Origin of the sequence: Streptomyces sp. NPDC000134 (genome assembly GCF_042899225.1) — a bacterium.
In the GTDB taxonomy this organism is placed as follows: Bacteria; Actinomycetota; Actinomycetes; order Streptomycetales; family Streptomycetaceae; genus Streptomyces.
On record NZ_JBIAZN010000007.1, the window covers coordinates 225,228 to 239,438 of the forward strand.

Below are 14,211 nucleotides of genomic sequence, written 5' to 3' on the forward strand. Positions count from 1 at the left end.
ACGAACTCCTCCTTGAGTTCTCCGGGACTGCCGTAGGGGTTGGTACGATGAAACACATCGTGCTTCGTTGTTTCATCAGGGGAGCACATGCGCGCCGTGAACGCCAGGGGCTTCACCGAATCCCGGAGGCAGTCGTGGAACCTGTCCTGTCGTCGCTCATGAGGTCGCCCGGAGCCCCGTCCGTGCTGGAGAGCGCGTTCGCCGAGGCCGTCGAGGGCGCGGATCTGGCGGACGAGACGTCGGCCAAGCTGCTCGACGCCGCCTACGAGCAGTTCTGCCGCATGGGCATCAAACGCTCGACCATGGCGGACGTGGCGAGGCTGGCCGGTGTCTCCCGGATCACCGTCTACCGCCGCTTCGCCACCAAGGACCAGTTGGTCGAGCAGGTCGTACGGCGGGAGTTCCGGCGGTACTTCGACCGGTTCATCGTGGACGTCCAGGAGGCCGAGACCGTGGCCGACCGGGTGGTCGTGGGCTTCGCCAGTTCGCTCAGGGCCATCCGGCACAACCGTCTGATCGGCGGTCTGATGGCCGTCGAGCCGGACGCGGTCGTACCGTCCATGACCAGTGACGGCGGGCGCACCCTGGCCGTGGTCCGGCAGTTCGTCGCCTCGCGGCTCGCCCAGGAGCAGCGCGCGGGCAACATCGCCGACGACGTGGAGGTGGACCTGGTCGCCGAGATGATGGTCCGTGTCTCGGCGTCGTTCCTGGTCATTCCCAGCCATGTGATCGACCTCGACGACGACGAGCAGGTGCGTGCCCTGGCCCGCCGGTTCCTCGTGCCGATGCTCACGCCGGCGCACCCGCCTCACGCGTAGGGCTCGCCCCTCTCCGCCCGCTCCACCAGGGACGGGGGAGGCGCGAACCGGTCCCCGTACCGCCCGGCCAGCTCCCCGGCCCGTGCCACGAAGCCCCGCAGCCCGCCGGGGTAGCCGTTGACGTACTGCAGGACGCCGCCGGTCCAGGCGGGGAAGCCGATGCCCAGCAGCGAGCCGACGTTGGCGTCCGGCACCGAGCGCAGCACTTGGTCGTCCAGGCACCGGACCGCCTCCAACGCCTCGGCGAACAGCATCCGTTCCTTCATGTCCGCGAAGGGGATCGTCCGCCCCGGCACGGCGAAGTGCTCGCGCAGCCCGCGCCACAGGCCGGTCCGCCGGCCCCCGGTGTACGCGTAGAACCCGGCGCCCGCGGCGCGTCCGCCCCGGCCGAACTCGTCGATCATGCGGTCGACGACCGGTTCCGAACCGTGCGGGACCCACCGCCCGCCCTCGGCCAACGCCGCCGCCCTGGCCTCCTCGCGAATCCGGCGCGGCAGGGTCAGGGTCAGTTCGTCCAGCAGCCGCAGGGGCGGCACGGGATAACCGGCCTGGGAGCCCGCCTGCTCCACCGACGCGGCGGGCAGGCCCTCGCCGATCATCGCCACGGCCTCGTCGGTGAACCGGGAGATCACCCGGCTGGTGAAGAAGCCCCGGCCGTCGCCCACGACGACGGGCGTCTTGCCGAGCTGCCGGGCGATGTCCACGGCCTTCGCCACCGTGTGCTCGCTCGTCTTCTCCCCGGCGACGATCTCCAGCAGCGGCATCCTGTCGACGGGGGAGAAGAAGTGCAGCCCGACGAAGTCCTCCGGGCGCCGGACACCCCGCGCCAGACCGGTGATCGGCAGGCTGGAGGTGTTCGACCCCAGGACGGCGTCCGGTGCCACGGCGTCCTCGATCTCGCCGAACACCCGCCGCTTCAGGCCGGGGTCCTCGGAGACCGCCTCGATCACCAGGTCGCAGCCGCCGAGGTCGGCGGGATCGGCGGTCGGCAGGATGCGCGCGAGGATCTCTTCGGCCTCCTCCCGGGAGAGCCGGCCACCCGCCACCGCCTCGGCCAGCAGCTTGCCCGAGCGGTCCTTGCCCTTCCTCGCCGTGCCGGGGGAGACGTCCTCCAGCACCACCGTCAGGCCGGCGCGGGCGCAGCAGTACGCGATCCCGGCGCCCGTCGTGCCCGCGCCCAGCACACCCACCCGGTGCGCGGTGTGGCGCGGGTAGCCGCGCGGCCGGCCGCCGCCGGAGGCGACGTGCCGCAGGTCGGAGAAGAACGCCCGCATCATGTTGGCCGAGATCTGGCCCGTCATCAGCTCCACGAGGTAGCCGGTCTCGATCCGCTGCCCGGCCTCGATGCCGACCTGCGCGCTCTCGACGGCGGCGGCCAGGATGTTGCGGGGGGCCGGCAGGTCCGCGCCCTTGAGCCGCTCGCGCAGACGGGCCGAGAGGGCCGGCAGCAGCGCGGCGACCTCCGGGTGGCAGGGATCGCCGCCGGGGAGGCGGAAGCCCTCGGTGTCCCAGGGCTGGGCGGCGCCGGGGTGGGCGAGGACCCACTGCCTGGCGCGGGCGAGCGTGTCCTCGGCCGTCCGGGCGACCTCGTGGACCAGCCCCTTGGCCAGCGCCTGCCGGGGCGTGTACCGCTGCCCCGTGAGGAGGACGTCGGCCAGCGCGCCCTGGAGGCCCAGGAGACGGACGGTACGGCTGACCCCGCCGGCGCCCGGCAGCAGCCCGAGCGTCACCTCGGGCAGGCCGAAGCGGCTGTCGGGGTCGTCCAGGGCGATCCGCCGGTGGCAGGCGAGCGCGATCTCGAACCCGCCGCCCAGCGCCGTGCCGTTCAGGGCCGCCGCCACCGGCCTGCCCAGCGTCTCCAGGCGGCGCAACTGGGACTTCAGAACCGTGCACAGCCCGGTCAGCTCCGCGGCGTCCTCCGGCCGCGCCGCGCTCATGAGCCCGATGTCCCCACCGGCGAAGAAGCTCTTCTTGGCGGAGGCGAGGACGACACCGCTGATGTGCTCCCGCTCCGCCTCCAGTCGGGCGACGGTGGCCTGCATCGCGTCCACGTACGTCTGGTTCATCGTGTTGACCGGGTGGTCCGGGTCGTCCATGGTCAGCAGGACGACACCGTCGGACCCCCGCTCCCAGCGGATCATGTTCTGCTCCGGCATCGTCACCGCGTTCCTTTCCGGGGGAGTCGCTCGGCCGAAGGGGGGGGCGTCACAGCCGCTCGACGACGGTGGCGATGCCCATGCCGCCGCCGGCGCAGAGACTGACCACGGCCCGCCGCGCGGACCGGCGTTCCAGTTCGTCCACGACGGTGCCCACGAGCATCGCGCCGGTGGCCCCGAGCGGATGCCCCAGGGCGATCGCGCCGCCGTTGACGTTGACCTTCTCCCAGGGCAGCCCGAGATCCCTGACGTACCGCAGGACGACCGCCGCGAACGCCTCGTTGATCTCGAACAGATCGATGTCGTCGACCGTCAGCCCGGCCAGGTCCAGGGCCTTGCGGGTGGCCGGGGCGGGCCCGGTGAGCATGATCGTCGGATCGGCGCCGCTGACCGCGGCCGCCACCACGCGCGCCCGGGGCACCAGCCCGCACCGCGCCCCGGCCCGCTCCGTACCGACCAGCACCAGCGCCGAACCGTCCACGACGCCGGAGGAGTTCCCCGCGGTGTGCACGTGCTCGACGCGCTCCACCCAGTGGTACTTCTGCAGCGCCACCGCGTCGAAGCCGGCCGCGGTGCCGAGGTCGGCGAACGAGGGCTTCAGCGCGCCCAGCGCCCCGGCCGTGGTCTCCGGGCGCAGGTGTTCGTCCCGGTCGAGCACGACGACCCCGTTGCGGTCCCTGACCGGGACCACGGACTTCGCGAAGTGACCGCCGGACCACGCTCGCGCGGCCCGCCGCTGCGAACGGACCGCGTAGGCGTCCACGTCCTCGCGGGTGAAGCCCTCGACGGTCGCGATCAGGTCGGCGCCGATGCCCTGCGGCACGAAGTACGTACCGAGGGCGGTCTCCGGGTCCGCGGCCATCGGGCCGCCGTCGCTGCCCATCGGCACCCGCGACATGGACTCGACCCCACCGGCGAGCACCAGGTGCTCCCAGCCGGAACGGACCTTCTGCGCGGCCAGGTTGACCGCTTCGAGCCCCGAGGCGCAGAAGCGGTTGAGCTGGACGCCGGCCACCTGGTCCGGCAGCCCCGCCGCCAGCGCCGCCGTCTTGGCGATGTTCATGCCCTGGTCGCCGACCGGGGTGACGACACCGAGCAGCAAGTCGTCCAGTCGCGCGGGGTCCAGGCCCGGGTGGCGGCCGAGCAGCTCACGGATCAGGCCCGTCACCAGGGAGACCGGTTTGACGTGGTACAGGGAACCGCGCCGGCCCCGGCCGCGCGGGGTGCGGATCGCGTCGTAGATGAATGCTTCGGCCACTGTCCTCGCACGTCCTCTCCGCCGGTTTCCGGTGGGGACAAGTAAGAACCGCTATTGGCCCAGCGTCAATAGGGTTGCTCAAACATCAATTGCCTTGCCGCATAAGGCTGTACGGCGATACTCGGGCTTCCTTCTGCACCAGCTATTGACTGACCGCCAAGAACGGGCCCACTGTGGGACCGCCCAGCAACCCGCTCACGGTTCGCGATGGAGGGAGCCCGCCGTGGCCACAGCAGAGCAACTGCACCAGTCCGTCGAGGGACAGACGATCACCGCCCTGCTGCGGCGCAACGCCCGGCGGTTCGCCGAGCGCCCCGCGCTGACCACCGGCATCGGACCGGACGCCGGCACCCTGACGTGGTCCCAACTGCGCGCCGAGGTCGCCGCCCTCACCCGCGGCCTCACCGTGCTCGGCCTGCGCCGGGGCGACCGCATGCTGATCGCGATGTCCAAGCGGGCCGAACACTGGATCGCCGACCTGGCCGCCCTCCACGTCGGCGCCCTGCCGTGCAGCACCTACGACACCCTCAGCACCGACCAGATCGCGGCCGTCGCCCGGCACAGCGCGGCCACCGTCCTCGTCCTGGAGGGCGCGGAACAGATGCGGCGCTGGCAGCCGGTGCTGCGGGACCTGCCGGCGCTGCGTGCCGTCGTCGTCCTCGACTGGGACGCCGCCCCGGCCGACGACCCGCGCTTCGTGAGCTACTCCGCCGTGCGCGGCGCCGCGCCGCCCGACGACGCCGCCTTCGAGGCGCTCACTGACAGCGCCACCCCCGACCAGCCGCTGGCCCTCGTCTACACGTCCGGCACGACCGGCGACCCCAAGGGGGTCGTCCTCTCCCACCGCAACGTCGTCCACGAGTCCCTGATGCAGGACCACCTCGTGCCGGTCCCCGACCACCCGAGGTCGGTGGCGTACCTGCCGCTGGCGCACATCGCCGAGCGGGTGCTCGGGATCTACCTGCCGATCTGCCACGCCGGCCACGTCACCATCTGCCCGTCGCCCGACCGCCTGCTGCCCACCCTGCTCTCGGTGCGCCCGCACGGCTTCTTCGGCGTACCCCGGGTCTGGGAGAAACTCGCGGCCGGACTCCAGGCGCACCTCGCGGCCCTCCCGCCCGAGCGGGCCGAGGCGGTGGCGCGGGCCCGCGAGACGGCCCTGGAGGCGTACCGCCTGCGCTCCGCGGGCAAGGACCTCCCCGCGGAACTCACCGGCCCACTGGCGGAGTCGGACGCGGAGGTGCTGCGCCCCCTGCGCGCGGCCATCGGACTGGACGACTGCCGCAGGGCCTTCAGCGGCGCGGCCCCGATCCCCACCGCCGTCCTGGAGTTCTGGGCGAGCCTGGGACTGCCGGTGTACGAGGTGTGGGGACTGAGCGAGACCACCGGCGCGGCGACCGTCAGCACCCCCGAGGCGTTCGCGCTCGGCTCGGTGGGCCGGCCCGGTCCGGGCATCGAGGTGAAGGAGGCCGCCGACGGCGAACTCCTCGTCCGGGGCCCGGTCGTCCTCGCCGGCTACCTCCAGGCCGACGGCCGCGTCGAGCCCGCCACCGACGCCGAGGGCTGGCTGCCCACCGGTGACGTCGGAACGGTGGACGCGCGGGGACTCGTCACCATCACCGACCGCAAGAAGGAGATCATCATCACCGACGGGGGCAAGAACATCGCCCCCACCCGCATCGAGTCCCTGCTCCGGGCCCACCCCCTGGTCGCGCACGCCGTGGCCATCGGCGACCGGCGGCGCTATGTCACCGCGCTGCTGGTGCTCGACGAGGAGACGGCCCCGCTCTGGGCCAGGGCCCACGGCATCACCGGGGCCGGCCTCGACGCGCTGGCCCGGCACCCGGCGGTGACCGAGGCCCTGGGACAGTGCGTCGCCGAGGCCAACGCGGTGCTCTCCCGCGCGGAACAGGTGAAGAAGTACCGCGTCCTGGCCGGCCCCTGGACCCCGGAGTCCGGAGAGCTGACCCCCAAGCTGAGCGTGCGCCGCCGAGCCGTGCACACCCTGCACGCCGACACGATCGAGTCGATGTACGCGTAGGTTCCGCACATCGCCGCCACGGAAAGGAAGACCACCGCATGGGCGCTCGACGCCAGGTCCAGCGACGCCGGATGGAGCCCGACGCCCGGCGGGCCGAGATCCTCGGCGTCGCCCGCAGGCTCTTCGGAGCCGACGGCTACACCACCGTCTCCCTGTCGGACATCGCCGCCGAGGCCGGCGTGGCCCGCGCCCTCGTCAGCCACTACTTCGGCAGCAAGCGGCAGCTCTACCTGGAAGTGGTCCGGCAGATGATGGTCGTCCCGGCCTCCGTCTCCGCCCGGCTGCCCCCGACCACCGCCGAGGAGCGGGTGTCGATCTGCGTCGACCGGTGGCTGGAAGTCGTCGAACGCAACCGGGAGATGTGGCTCTCCGCGATCGGCCTGGAGGCTCTGGGCAACGACCCGGAGATCGACCGGATCATGCTGGAGGCCGACGAGATCGCCACCGACCGCGTCCTCGAAGCGGTGATGATGACCGACGTCACCGAGGGCCGGCAGAAGCTCCGGGCGGTGATCCGCGCGCACGGCGGCATGCTGAAGGCGGCCTCCCGCGAATGGCTGGTGCGCGGCACCCTCAGCCGGAGCGACCTGCACGTGATGCTGACCCGCACCGTGCTCCACCTGGTGCACAGTGTCTTCCCCGCCCTGCGCGACGACTGAGAGCGCCGCGCACGGCCTTCGCCGAGGAGAGAGAACGCCATGCCCCGAGCCCTGTCGGACGAACGCCGCGACCTGGTCAAGGCGATCGCGGACTTCTGCCGCCGCGAGTGCGGAACCAAGGAGCAGCGCGACAAGCTGACCGCCGACGGCCAGGAACAGCACAACCAGAAGCTGTACGAGAAGATGGCGGGCCTGGGCTGGCTCGGCATCGCCGTCCCCGAGGAGTACGGCGGCGCGGGCCGGGGCATGACGGACCTCTGCCTGTTCCTCCGGGAGACCTCCTACGGCCTGGCCCCCATCAGCGGCTTCGGCACCACCGTCATCGCGGCCGCCGCGTACGAGAGGTTCGGCACCGAGGAGCAGAAACGCGAGGTGCTGCAAGGCGTGACGGCCGGCCGGGTCGAGGCCGTCTCCATGTCGGAGCCGGGCGCCGGCTCCGACGTGGGCGCCCTCACCTGCCGGGCGGAGCGCGTGGACGGCGGCTACCTCGTCAACGGACAGAAGACCTGGTGCTCCAACGCGCACTTCGCCGACCACATCCTGCTCACCGCCCGTACGGGGCGGGGGGAGTCCAAGCACGACGGCCTCACCCAGTTCATGCTGCCGACGGACGCCGACGGCCTGCGCATCCGGGGCATCGACACCATGGGCGGCAAGGACGTCAACGACCTCTACTTCACCGACTGCTTCGTCCCCGACTCCGCGGTCGTCGGCACCCCGGGGCAGGGCTGGACGCAGCTCATGGCCGGACTGAACCTGGAACGCATGATCCTCGCCGGGCTGATGCTGGGCGTGGCCCGGCGGGCGTTCGACGACACCGTGGCCTATGTACGCCAGCGCGAGCAGTTCGGGCGGCCCATCGGCTCCTTCCAGGCCCTCAAGCACCGGATCGCGGACATGGCCACCGAACTCGCCTGCGCCGGACTGCTGCTGGACGACGTGGCCGCCGCGATCGACGCCGAGCCCGGCCGGGTGTTCGCCCGAGAGGCGTCCATGGCCAAGCTCAAGTGCACCGAACTCGCCAAGCACATCACCCTGGAGGGCATGCAGATGATGGGCGGCTACGGGTACGCCACCGAGTACGGCATGGAGGCACTGCTCCGCTCGACCGTCGTCTCCACGGTGTACGGCGGCACCAGCGAGATCCAGCGGGAGATCATCGGCAAGACCTACGGACTGTAGGGCGGCGCGATGCCCACCACACGGTTCTGCGAGACGTTCGGCGTGCGCCACCCCATCGTCCAGGGCGGCATGCAGTGGGTGGGCCGGGCCGAACTCGTCTCCGCCGTCGCCGAGGCGGGCGCCCTCGGCTTCCTGACGGCCCTCACCCAGCCGACCCCCGAAGCACTGGTCAAGGAGATCGCCCGCTGCCGGGAGATGACCGACCGCCCCTTCGGCGTCAACCTGACCATCCTCCCGTCGATCACCCCGCCCCCGTACGACGAGTACCGGCGGGCGATCATCGAGTCCGGCGTGGGAATCGTCGAGACGGCCGGCTCCGACCCCGAGGAGCACCTGCCTGAATTCCGCGCGCACGGCGTGAAGGTGCTGCACAAGTGCACCAGCGTCCGGCACGCGGTGAAGGCCGAGAGGATCGGCGTGGACGCGGTGAGCATCGACGGCTTCGAATGCGCCGGCCACCCCGGCGAGGACGACATCCCCGGCCTGGTCCTCATCCCCGCGACCACCCGGCGGCTGTCCGTCCCGGTGATCGCCTCCGGCGGCTTCACCGACGGCCGCGGCCTGGTCGCCGCCCTCGCGCTGGGCGCCGACGGCATCAGCATGGGCACCCGCTTCCTGTGCACCGAGGAAGCCCCCGTGCACCGGCGCGTCAAGGAACGCATCGTCGCCCACACCGAACTCGACACCGAGCTGATCTTCCGCCCGCTGCGCAACACCGCCCGGGTGGCGAGCAACTCCGTCAGCCGCGAGGTCGTCGGCGTCCTCGCCGACGGAGGCGACTTCACCGACGTCCGCGAACTGGTCGCAGGCAGACGGGGACGGAAGGTGTTCGAGGACGGCGACCTGGACGCCGGCATCTGGAGCGTCGGCATGGCCCAGGGCCTCATCGACGACATCCCGACCGTCCACGAGGTCGTCCAGCGCGTCGTCACCCAGGCCGAAACCCTGATCACCGAACACCTGCTTCCGGCCTGCCGGCGTGAGTGACACGGCGCCGCACCCCGGGCGCCCATCGGCGCATACCGCTCGCCCCACCCGGCCACAGCCGCACCGTGATCCGGCGTCCTGGTTCCAAGGTCGCTGTGGAGACGGGTCCCTGGACCGATGCGAGGGCCGCCCGCAGTGGTGATCATTCGACTCGTCCGCACGAACCGAGGAGGAGTCGATGGTGGTGGAGCAGGTGGACTGGGTGGAGATCCCGGCCGGGACGCTGCGTCGGGGGACGCCGGTCGAGGAGGTGGCCGAGGTGGCCCGCCGCTACGCGGACACCGGCGTGCCGGTGGAGTGGTACCTGAAGGAAGCGCCGCGTACGGAAGTGCACGTCCCGGCGTTCCGGATCGCCCGTACCCCGGTCACGGCCGGCCAGTGGGCCCGCTTCGCGGCCGCCACCGGACGGCAGGCCCCGCAGGCACCGGCGGACCACCCGGTCACCGGGGTCACCTGGGAGGCGGCGACCGGCTACTGCCGATGGCTCGGCGAGCGGCTCGGCGGTGTCGAGGTCCGGCTGCCCACGGAGGACGAGTGGGAGCGCGCGGCGCGGGGCGACGACGACCGGGAGTTCCCGTGGGGCGACGAGTACCGCACCGGCCTGGCCAACCTGGTCGACCTCGGCATCGGCACCACCACGCCGGTCGGCTCCTTCCCCGGGGGCGCCAGCCCGTTCGGGGTGCTCGACATGGCGGGCAACGCCGACGAGTGGACCGCTACCCTCTACGCCCCCTACCCGGGCGCGCCCGCCGAGGTGCCGGCCGCCGAGGACTGGGCCTTCGACCGGCACATCACCCGCGGCGGCGCGTTCCGCCACGACCGCGACCTGGCCCGGTGCGCCCGCCGGCACGGGGCGTACGAGCGGGACCTGTCAGCGATCGGCGTGGGCTTCCGCCTGGCGGCACCGGCCGCGTAGCACCGGACACCGTCTCCCGGAGCGGGCCCGGGGCAGTCCTCCCCTGCGCGGGCGGCGGGGAGGGCGTCGAGGATGGCCGCGACCGTCCGGTCCGGCCGGCAGTCCGGCCACGGTGGAGTTGCCCGCCGCCATCACGCCGGTGATCGCAATGACCGCGGAACGGACTTCTCCCTCTCAGGAAGCCCGCGCGTCGTGCGTCTCGCGGTGGGCGAGGACCTCGTCCATGTGGGTCTGCGCCCACTGCCTGAGCCCGCGTGTCAGGTGGTACAGCGAGAGGCCCAGGTCGGTCGGTTCGTAGGTGACGGTGACCGGGACGGTGGGAGTCACCGTGCGGGTGAGCAGGCCGTCGCGTTCCAGGGCGCGCAGGGTCTGGGTCAGCATCTTCTGGCTGACGCCGGACAGCAGCCGGGCGAGTTCGGAGTACCGCATCGCCCTCGGGGCGGGGGAGGCGCCGGGCTGCGCGGACGCGTCCCCGCCCAGCGCGCACAGGATCAGGACGACCCACTTGTTCGAGACCCGGTCGAGGAGCTGGCGGCTGGGGCACATCGCGAGGAACGCGTCGTACTCCGCCTTGGCCCGCGCCTTCTCGTCGGCCTTCGCCGTCGTCGCCATGGATCACGCCTCTCGCTCTCCGGGTTCGTTACGCACTTCAGAGTGCCTACTTCCCGATAGAGAGTAAGCCACCAACACTGGTGCGTGGGGGGCGGAGACACCACCCCCCGAAAAGAAGTGAAAGGCACTGTGATGAGCACGTCCTCCACGCCTCTTCCCGGCGGCACCTGGACGCTGGGCGACTCGACGGTCACCCGGTTCGGCTACGGCGCGATGCAGCTCGCGGGCCCGTGGGTGATGGGACCGCCCGCCGACCGCGACGGCGCCCTGGCCGTGCTGCGGGAGGCGGTCGACCGCGGGATCACCCACATCGACACCAGCGACGCCTACGGACCGCGGATCACGAACGAGCTGATCCGCGAGGCGCTGCACCCCTACCCGGAGTCGCTGTTCATCGCCACCAAGGTCGGCGCCACCCGCGACGCGCAGGGCAACTGGCCCACGGCCCGGCGCCCGGAAGACCTGCGCAAGCAGGTGCACGAGAACCTCGAATCCCTCGGCGTCGAGACCCTCGACCTGGTCAACATGCGCATGGGTGACGCCCAGGGCCCCCGGCCCGGCTCGATCGCCGAGGCGTTCGAGACGCTCGCCGGCCTCCGGCGCGAGGGCCTGATCCGGCACCTCGGCGTCAGCAACGTCACCGAGGAGCAGGTCGCCGAGGCGCGCGCCGTCGCCCCGGTCGTGTGCGTGCAGAACTTGTACAACCTGGCCCACCGCCACGACGACGACCTCGTGGACCGGCTCGCCGCCGACGGCATCGCCTACGTCCCGTTCTTCCCCCTGGGCGGCTTCACGCCGCTGCAGTCGGCGGCCCTCTCGCGGGTCGCGGAGAGGCTGGAGGCGACGCCGATGTCGGTCGCGCTGGCCTGGCTGCTGCGGCGTTCACCGAACATCCTGCTCATCCCCGGTACGTCGTCCGTCGCCCACCTGCGCGAGAACATCGCGGGCGCCGGGCTCGCCCTCTCCGAGGAGGACGTGGCCGAACTGGACGGCATCGGCCGCTGAACGACGAGCGGGGAAGGACCGGCTCCGCGCCGCCCGGCGCCCTTACGCGGGCCCCGGCGGCAGATGGACGGTCATGATGAGGTGGCAGGTCCCGGTGCCCGAGCCCCGGTAGGTGTGGGAGGTGTCGCCGTCGAAGGTGGCCGTCTGCCCGGCCTCCAGCGGGTACTCGGTGCCGTCGACGACGAGCACCATCCGTCCGGCGGTGACGCTGACGGTCTCGGTCACCCCGGCCTGGTGGGGGTGGCTGGGGTACTCCTCGCCCGGCTCCAGCGTCCAGCGCCAGACCTCGGTGGCGGCGGGCCCGCTGGTGGTCAGCATCAGCCGGGCCTCGCTGCCGCGCTTTCCCTTCCACAGCGGCAGCACGGCGTCGGCGCTCACCACCCGGACGCGTTCCTCGGGGCGGCCTTCCAGCAGGGCGGAGACGGAGACGCCGAGGGTGTCGGCGAGGCGGACCAGGGTGGCGAAGTTCGGGTTGCCCTGGGCCTTCTCCAGTCCCACGAGGGCGCCCTTGCTGACCCCGGCGCGGCGGCCGAGTTCGTCCAGGGACAGCCCGGCGCGGGTCCGGGCCGAGCGGACGTTGTGGGCGAGCGTCCGCAGCGCCGCCTCGGTCCCGGTCATCGCTGTCACCTCTTCACGCAATGGGTCACCGCACCACACCGTTTCACGCATTGAGTCACCGCACTGCACCGCGCGGTCGTTCGGTTGACGTCCTTCGGTCGATGCGTTGTACGGTGTGGTCGTTCCATTGAACGTAAGGGATGACCCCGTGATCGCTCTGCTGCTGGCCCTGGGCAGCTCACTGGCCTACGGCTGCGCCGACTTCCTCGGCGGTCTGGGCGCCCGCCGGGCCCATGTCCTGCGGACCGTCCTGGTCGCCGCCCCGGCCTCGCTCACCGTCGAGCTGCTGCTGTGGCCCGTCCTCGGCGCCTCCTTCGCCCCCGCCACGCTCGGCTGGGGCGCCGCCTCGGGCGTCGCCTCGGCCGCCGCGTTCGCCCTGCTCTACCGCACGCTCGCGATCGGCCCGATGAACGTCCTCTCCCCGGTCACCGCGCTCGTCTCGGCGATGCTGCCGGTCGCCGTCGGGCTGCTGCAGGGCGAGCACCTGGGCCTGACCGGGACGATCGGCCTGCCGCTGGCCCTGGTCGCCGTGGTGCTGGTCAGCGCCGGACACGGCGCCGGCGGCGCCCGCCCGTCGCGCACCGCGCTGCTGCTGGCCCTCGGCGCCGGGGCCGCCATCGCCCTGCAACTGGTCTTCCTGCACCAGGCGCCCGCCGACAGCGGCGTCGGCCCGCTGATCATCGGCCGTGCCGTCTCCTCGGCGGTCACGCTGGCCGCGGCCGGCCTGATGTACCGGAGGCTGGGCCCGGAGCGGCCCGCGTACGCGGTGTCGGCGGCGGCCGGTGTGCTGGACTCGGTGGCCAACCTGCTGTTCCTGCTCGCCGCCCGCAGCGGTGACCTGGCCGTCGTCGCCGTCATCACCGCCCTGTACCCGGCGGGCACCGTCCTGCTCGCCCGCGGCGTCCTCGCCGAACGCGTCGCCCGCGGCCAGCTCATCGGCCTGGGCACCGCCGCGGTCGCCGTCGGCCTCCTCGCCGTCACCTGACGACGTGGACGCCGCCGGCCTGCTCGCCCTCCCCTCGTGGTCCGGACACCGCGGTGACGCCGTCGGCCTCGACGCCCGCGCCGACAGGCGAGGACGCCCCCGCGATCGCCGTCCGCCCCCGCGCCCGCCCCGCACCCCGTCCCGCATCCCGCCCCGGCCCCTGGAAGCCCTGACCCGACCCCGCCCTCCCGCCTGCCCCACCCGCCCCGCTCGACCCACCCGGAACGGACCCTCCCCGATGACCACCTTCCGTATCGGCCCCGCCGTCGCCGACGCCTTCCCCGGCACCCTCATCGCCGTCGTCACCGCCACCGGTCTGCGTGGCCGCGAACCCTGGCCCGCCACCGCCGCCGCCTTGGAGGACCTGGAACGGCGACTCGCCGACGGCACCTGGCAGCCCGCCGACGAGAACGACCCGCGCATCGAGGCGTGGCACACCGCCTACCGGTCCTTCGGCACCAACCCGCGCCGCACCCGGCCCAGCGTCGACGCCCTCGGCCGCCGCCTCGCCAAGAAGGGCACGCTGCCCCGCATCAACCCGGCCGTGGACTCGTACAACTGCGTCTCCGTCCGCCACGGCCTGCCCGCCGGCGCCTTCGACCTCGACCGGGTCACCGGTGACGTGGAGATCCGGTACGCCGACGGCGGCGAGACCTTCACCCCGCTCGGCGAACCCGACACCGTCGAACACCCGAAGCCCGGCGAGGTCGTCTACGTCGACACCACCGACGTGCTGACCCGGCACTGGAACCACCGCGACGCCCACCGCACCCGCGTCACCGAGGACTCCACCCACGTCGCCTTCGTCCTGGAGACCCTCCACGCCGCCCGCGACGGCCGGCTCCTGCGGACCGCGGCGGCCGAACTGCGGGACCTGCTCGCCCCGCACGCCGACGACACCGCCGTGCGTCACCTCGGCCCCGGCACTCCTGCCTGACGCCACCCGGCGGCAACAGCGGTACCGCGCAAGTTGC

13 protein-coding genes are annotated in these 14,211 nt (G+C 72.8%); 9 read left to right on the plus strand and 4 right to left on the minus strand.

The features are described 5' to 3' along the window. The first annotated feature begins 158 nt into the window (after positions 1–158). Positions 159–818, plus strand: coding sequence for a TetR/AcrR family transcriptional regulator (locus ACFY32_RS13165; protein ID WP_390674208.1), 660 nt, complete (start codon positions 159–161; stop codon positions 816–818). Here ACFY32_RS13165 and ACFY32_RS13170 read toward each other — a convergent pair. Then, positions 809–2,974: a 3-hydroxyacyl-CoA dehydrogenase NAD-binding domain-containing protein gene (locus ACFY32_RS13170; protein WP_390674209.1), complete on the minus strand. Its 2,166-nt coding sequence runs from the start codon at positions 2,972–2,974 to the stop codon at positions 809–811. The genes ACFY32_RS13165 and ACFY32_RS13170 overlap by 10 nt on opposite strands. Positions 2,975–3,023: 49 nt before the next feature. After that, the gene (locus ACFY32_RS13175) at positions 3,024–4,232 is read right to left on the minus strand and encodes an acetyl-CoA C-acetyltransferase (RefSeq protein ID WP_390674210.1); all 1,209 of its coding nucleotides are present in this window, start codon (positions 4,230–4,232) and stop codon (positions 3,024–3,026) included. Between the two features lie 223 nt (positions 4,233–4,455). Here ACFY32_RS13175 and ACFY32_RS13180 point away from each other — a divergent pair, with 223 nt between their 5' ends. The 5 genes from ACFY32_RS13180 (at position 4,456) to ACFY32_RS13200 (ending at position 10,017) form a co-directional block, all read left to right on the plus strand. Beyond that, entirely contained in the window at positions 4,456–6,273 is a 1,818-nt protein-coding gene (locus ACFY32_RS13180; RefSeq protein WP_390674211.1) for an AMP-dependent synthetase/ligase, read from the plus strand. A gap of 38 nt (positions 6,274–6,311) precedes the next feature. Continuing rightward, positions 6,312–6,932, plus strand: coding sequence for a TetR/AcrR family transcriptional regulator (locus tag ACFY32_RS13185; RefSeq protein WP_390674212.1), 621 nt, complete (start codon positions 6,312–6,314; stop codon positions 6,930–6,932). Positions 6,933–6,971: 39 nt separating this feature from the next. Next, entirely contained in the window at positions 6,972–8,114 is a 1,143-nt protein-coding gene (locus tag ACFY32_RS13190; RefSeq protein ID WP_390674213.1) for an acyl-CoA dehydrogenase family protein, read from the plus strand. 9 nt (positions 8,115–8,123) lie between these two features. Then, positions 8,124–9,101, plus strand: coding sequence for an NAD(P)H-dependent flavin oxidoreductase (locus tag ACFY32_RS13195; RefSeq protein WP_390674214.1), 978 nt, complete (start codon positions 8,124–8,126; stop codon positions 9,099–9,101). Between the two features lie 178 nt (positions 9,102–9,279). Next, positions 9,280–10,017 (plus strand): formylglycine-generating enzyme family protein, encoded by a 738-nt coding sequence (locus tag ACFY32_RS13200; RefSeq protein ID WP_390674215.1) that lies wholly within the window; start codon positions 9,280–9,282, stop codon positions 10,015–10,017. A gap of 174 nt (positions 10,018–10,191) precedes the next feature. Here ACFY32_RS13200 and ACFY32_RS13205 read toward each other — a convergent pair whose 3' ends face one another. Then, positions 10,192–10,629, minus strand: coding sequence for a winged helix-turn-helix transcriptional regulator (locus tag ACFY32_RS13205; protein ID WP_390674216.1), 438 nt, complete (start codon positions 10,627–10,629; stop codon positions 10,192–10,194). Positions 10,630–10,761: 132 nt separating this feature from the next. On the opposite strand from ACFY32_RS13205, the gene ACFY32_RS13210 reads away from it, so the two are divergent. Then, positions 10,762–11,634, plus strand: coding sequence for an aldo/keto reductase family oxidoreductase (locus ACFY32_RS13210; protein WP_390674217.1), 873 nt, complete (start codon positions 10,762–10,764; stop codon positions 11,632–11,634). Positions 11,635–11,676: 42 nt separating this feature from the next. Here the strand turns inward: ACFY32_RS13210 and ACFY32_RS13215 are convergent, their stop codons facing one another. Further along, positions 11,677–12,252 (minus strand): helix-turn-helix domain-containing protein, encoded by a 576-nt coding sequence (locus tag ACFY32_RS13215; protein WP_390674218.1) that lies wholly within the window; start codon positions 12,250–12,252, stop codon positions 11,677–11,679. A 148-nt stretch (positions 12,253–12,400) separates the two neighbouring features. Between ACFY32_RS13215 and ACFY32_RS13220 the strand changes: the two genes are divergently transcribed. Continuing rightward, positions 12,401–13,237 (plus strand): EamA family transporter, encoded by an 837-nt coding sequence (locus ACFY32_RS13220; RefSeq protein ID WP_390674219.1) that lies wholly within the window; start codon positions 12,401–12,403, stop codon positions 13,235–13,237. 238 nt (positions 13,238–13,475) lie between these two features. Next, entirely contained in the window at positions 13,476–14,174 is a 699-nt protein-coding gene (locus ACFY32_RS13225; RefSeq protein WP_390674220.1) for a B3/4 domain-containing protein, read from the plus strand. Positions 14,175–14,211: the final 37 nt, after the last annotated feature.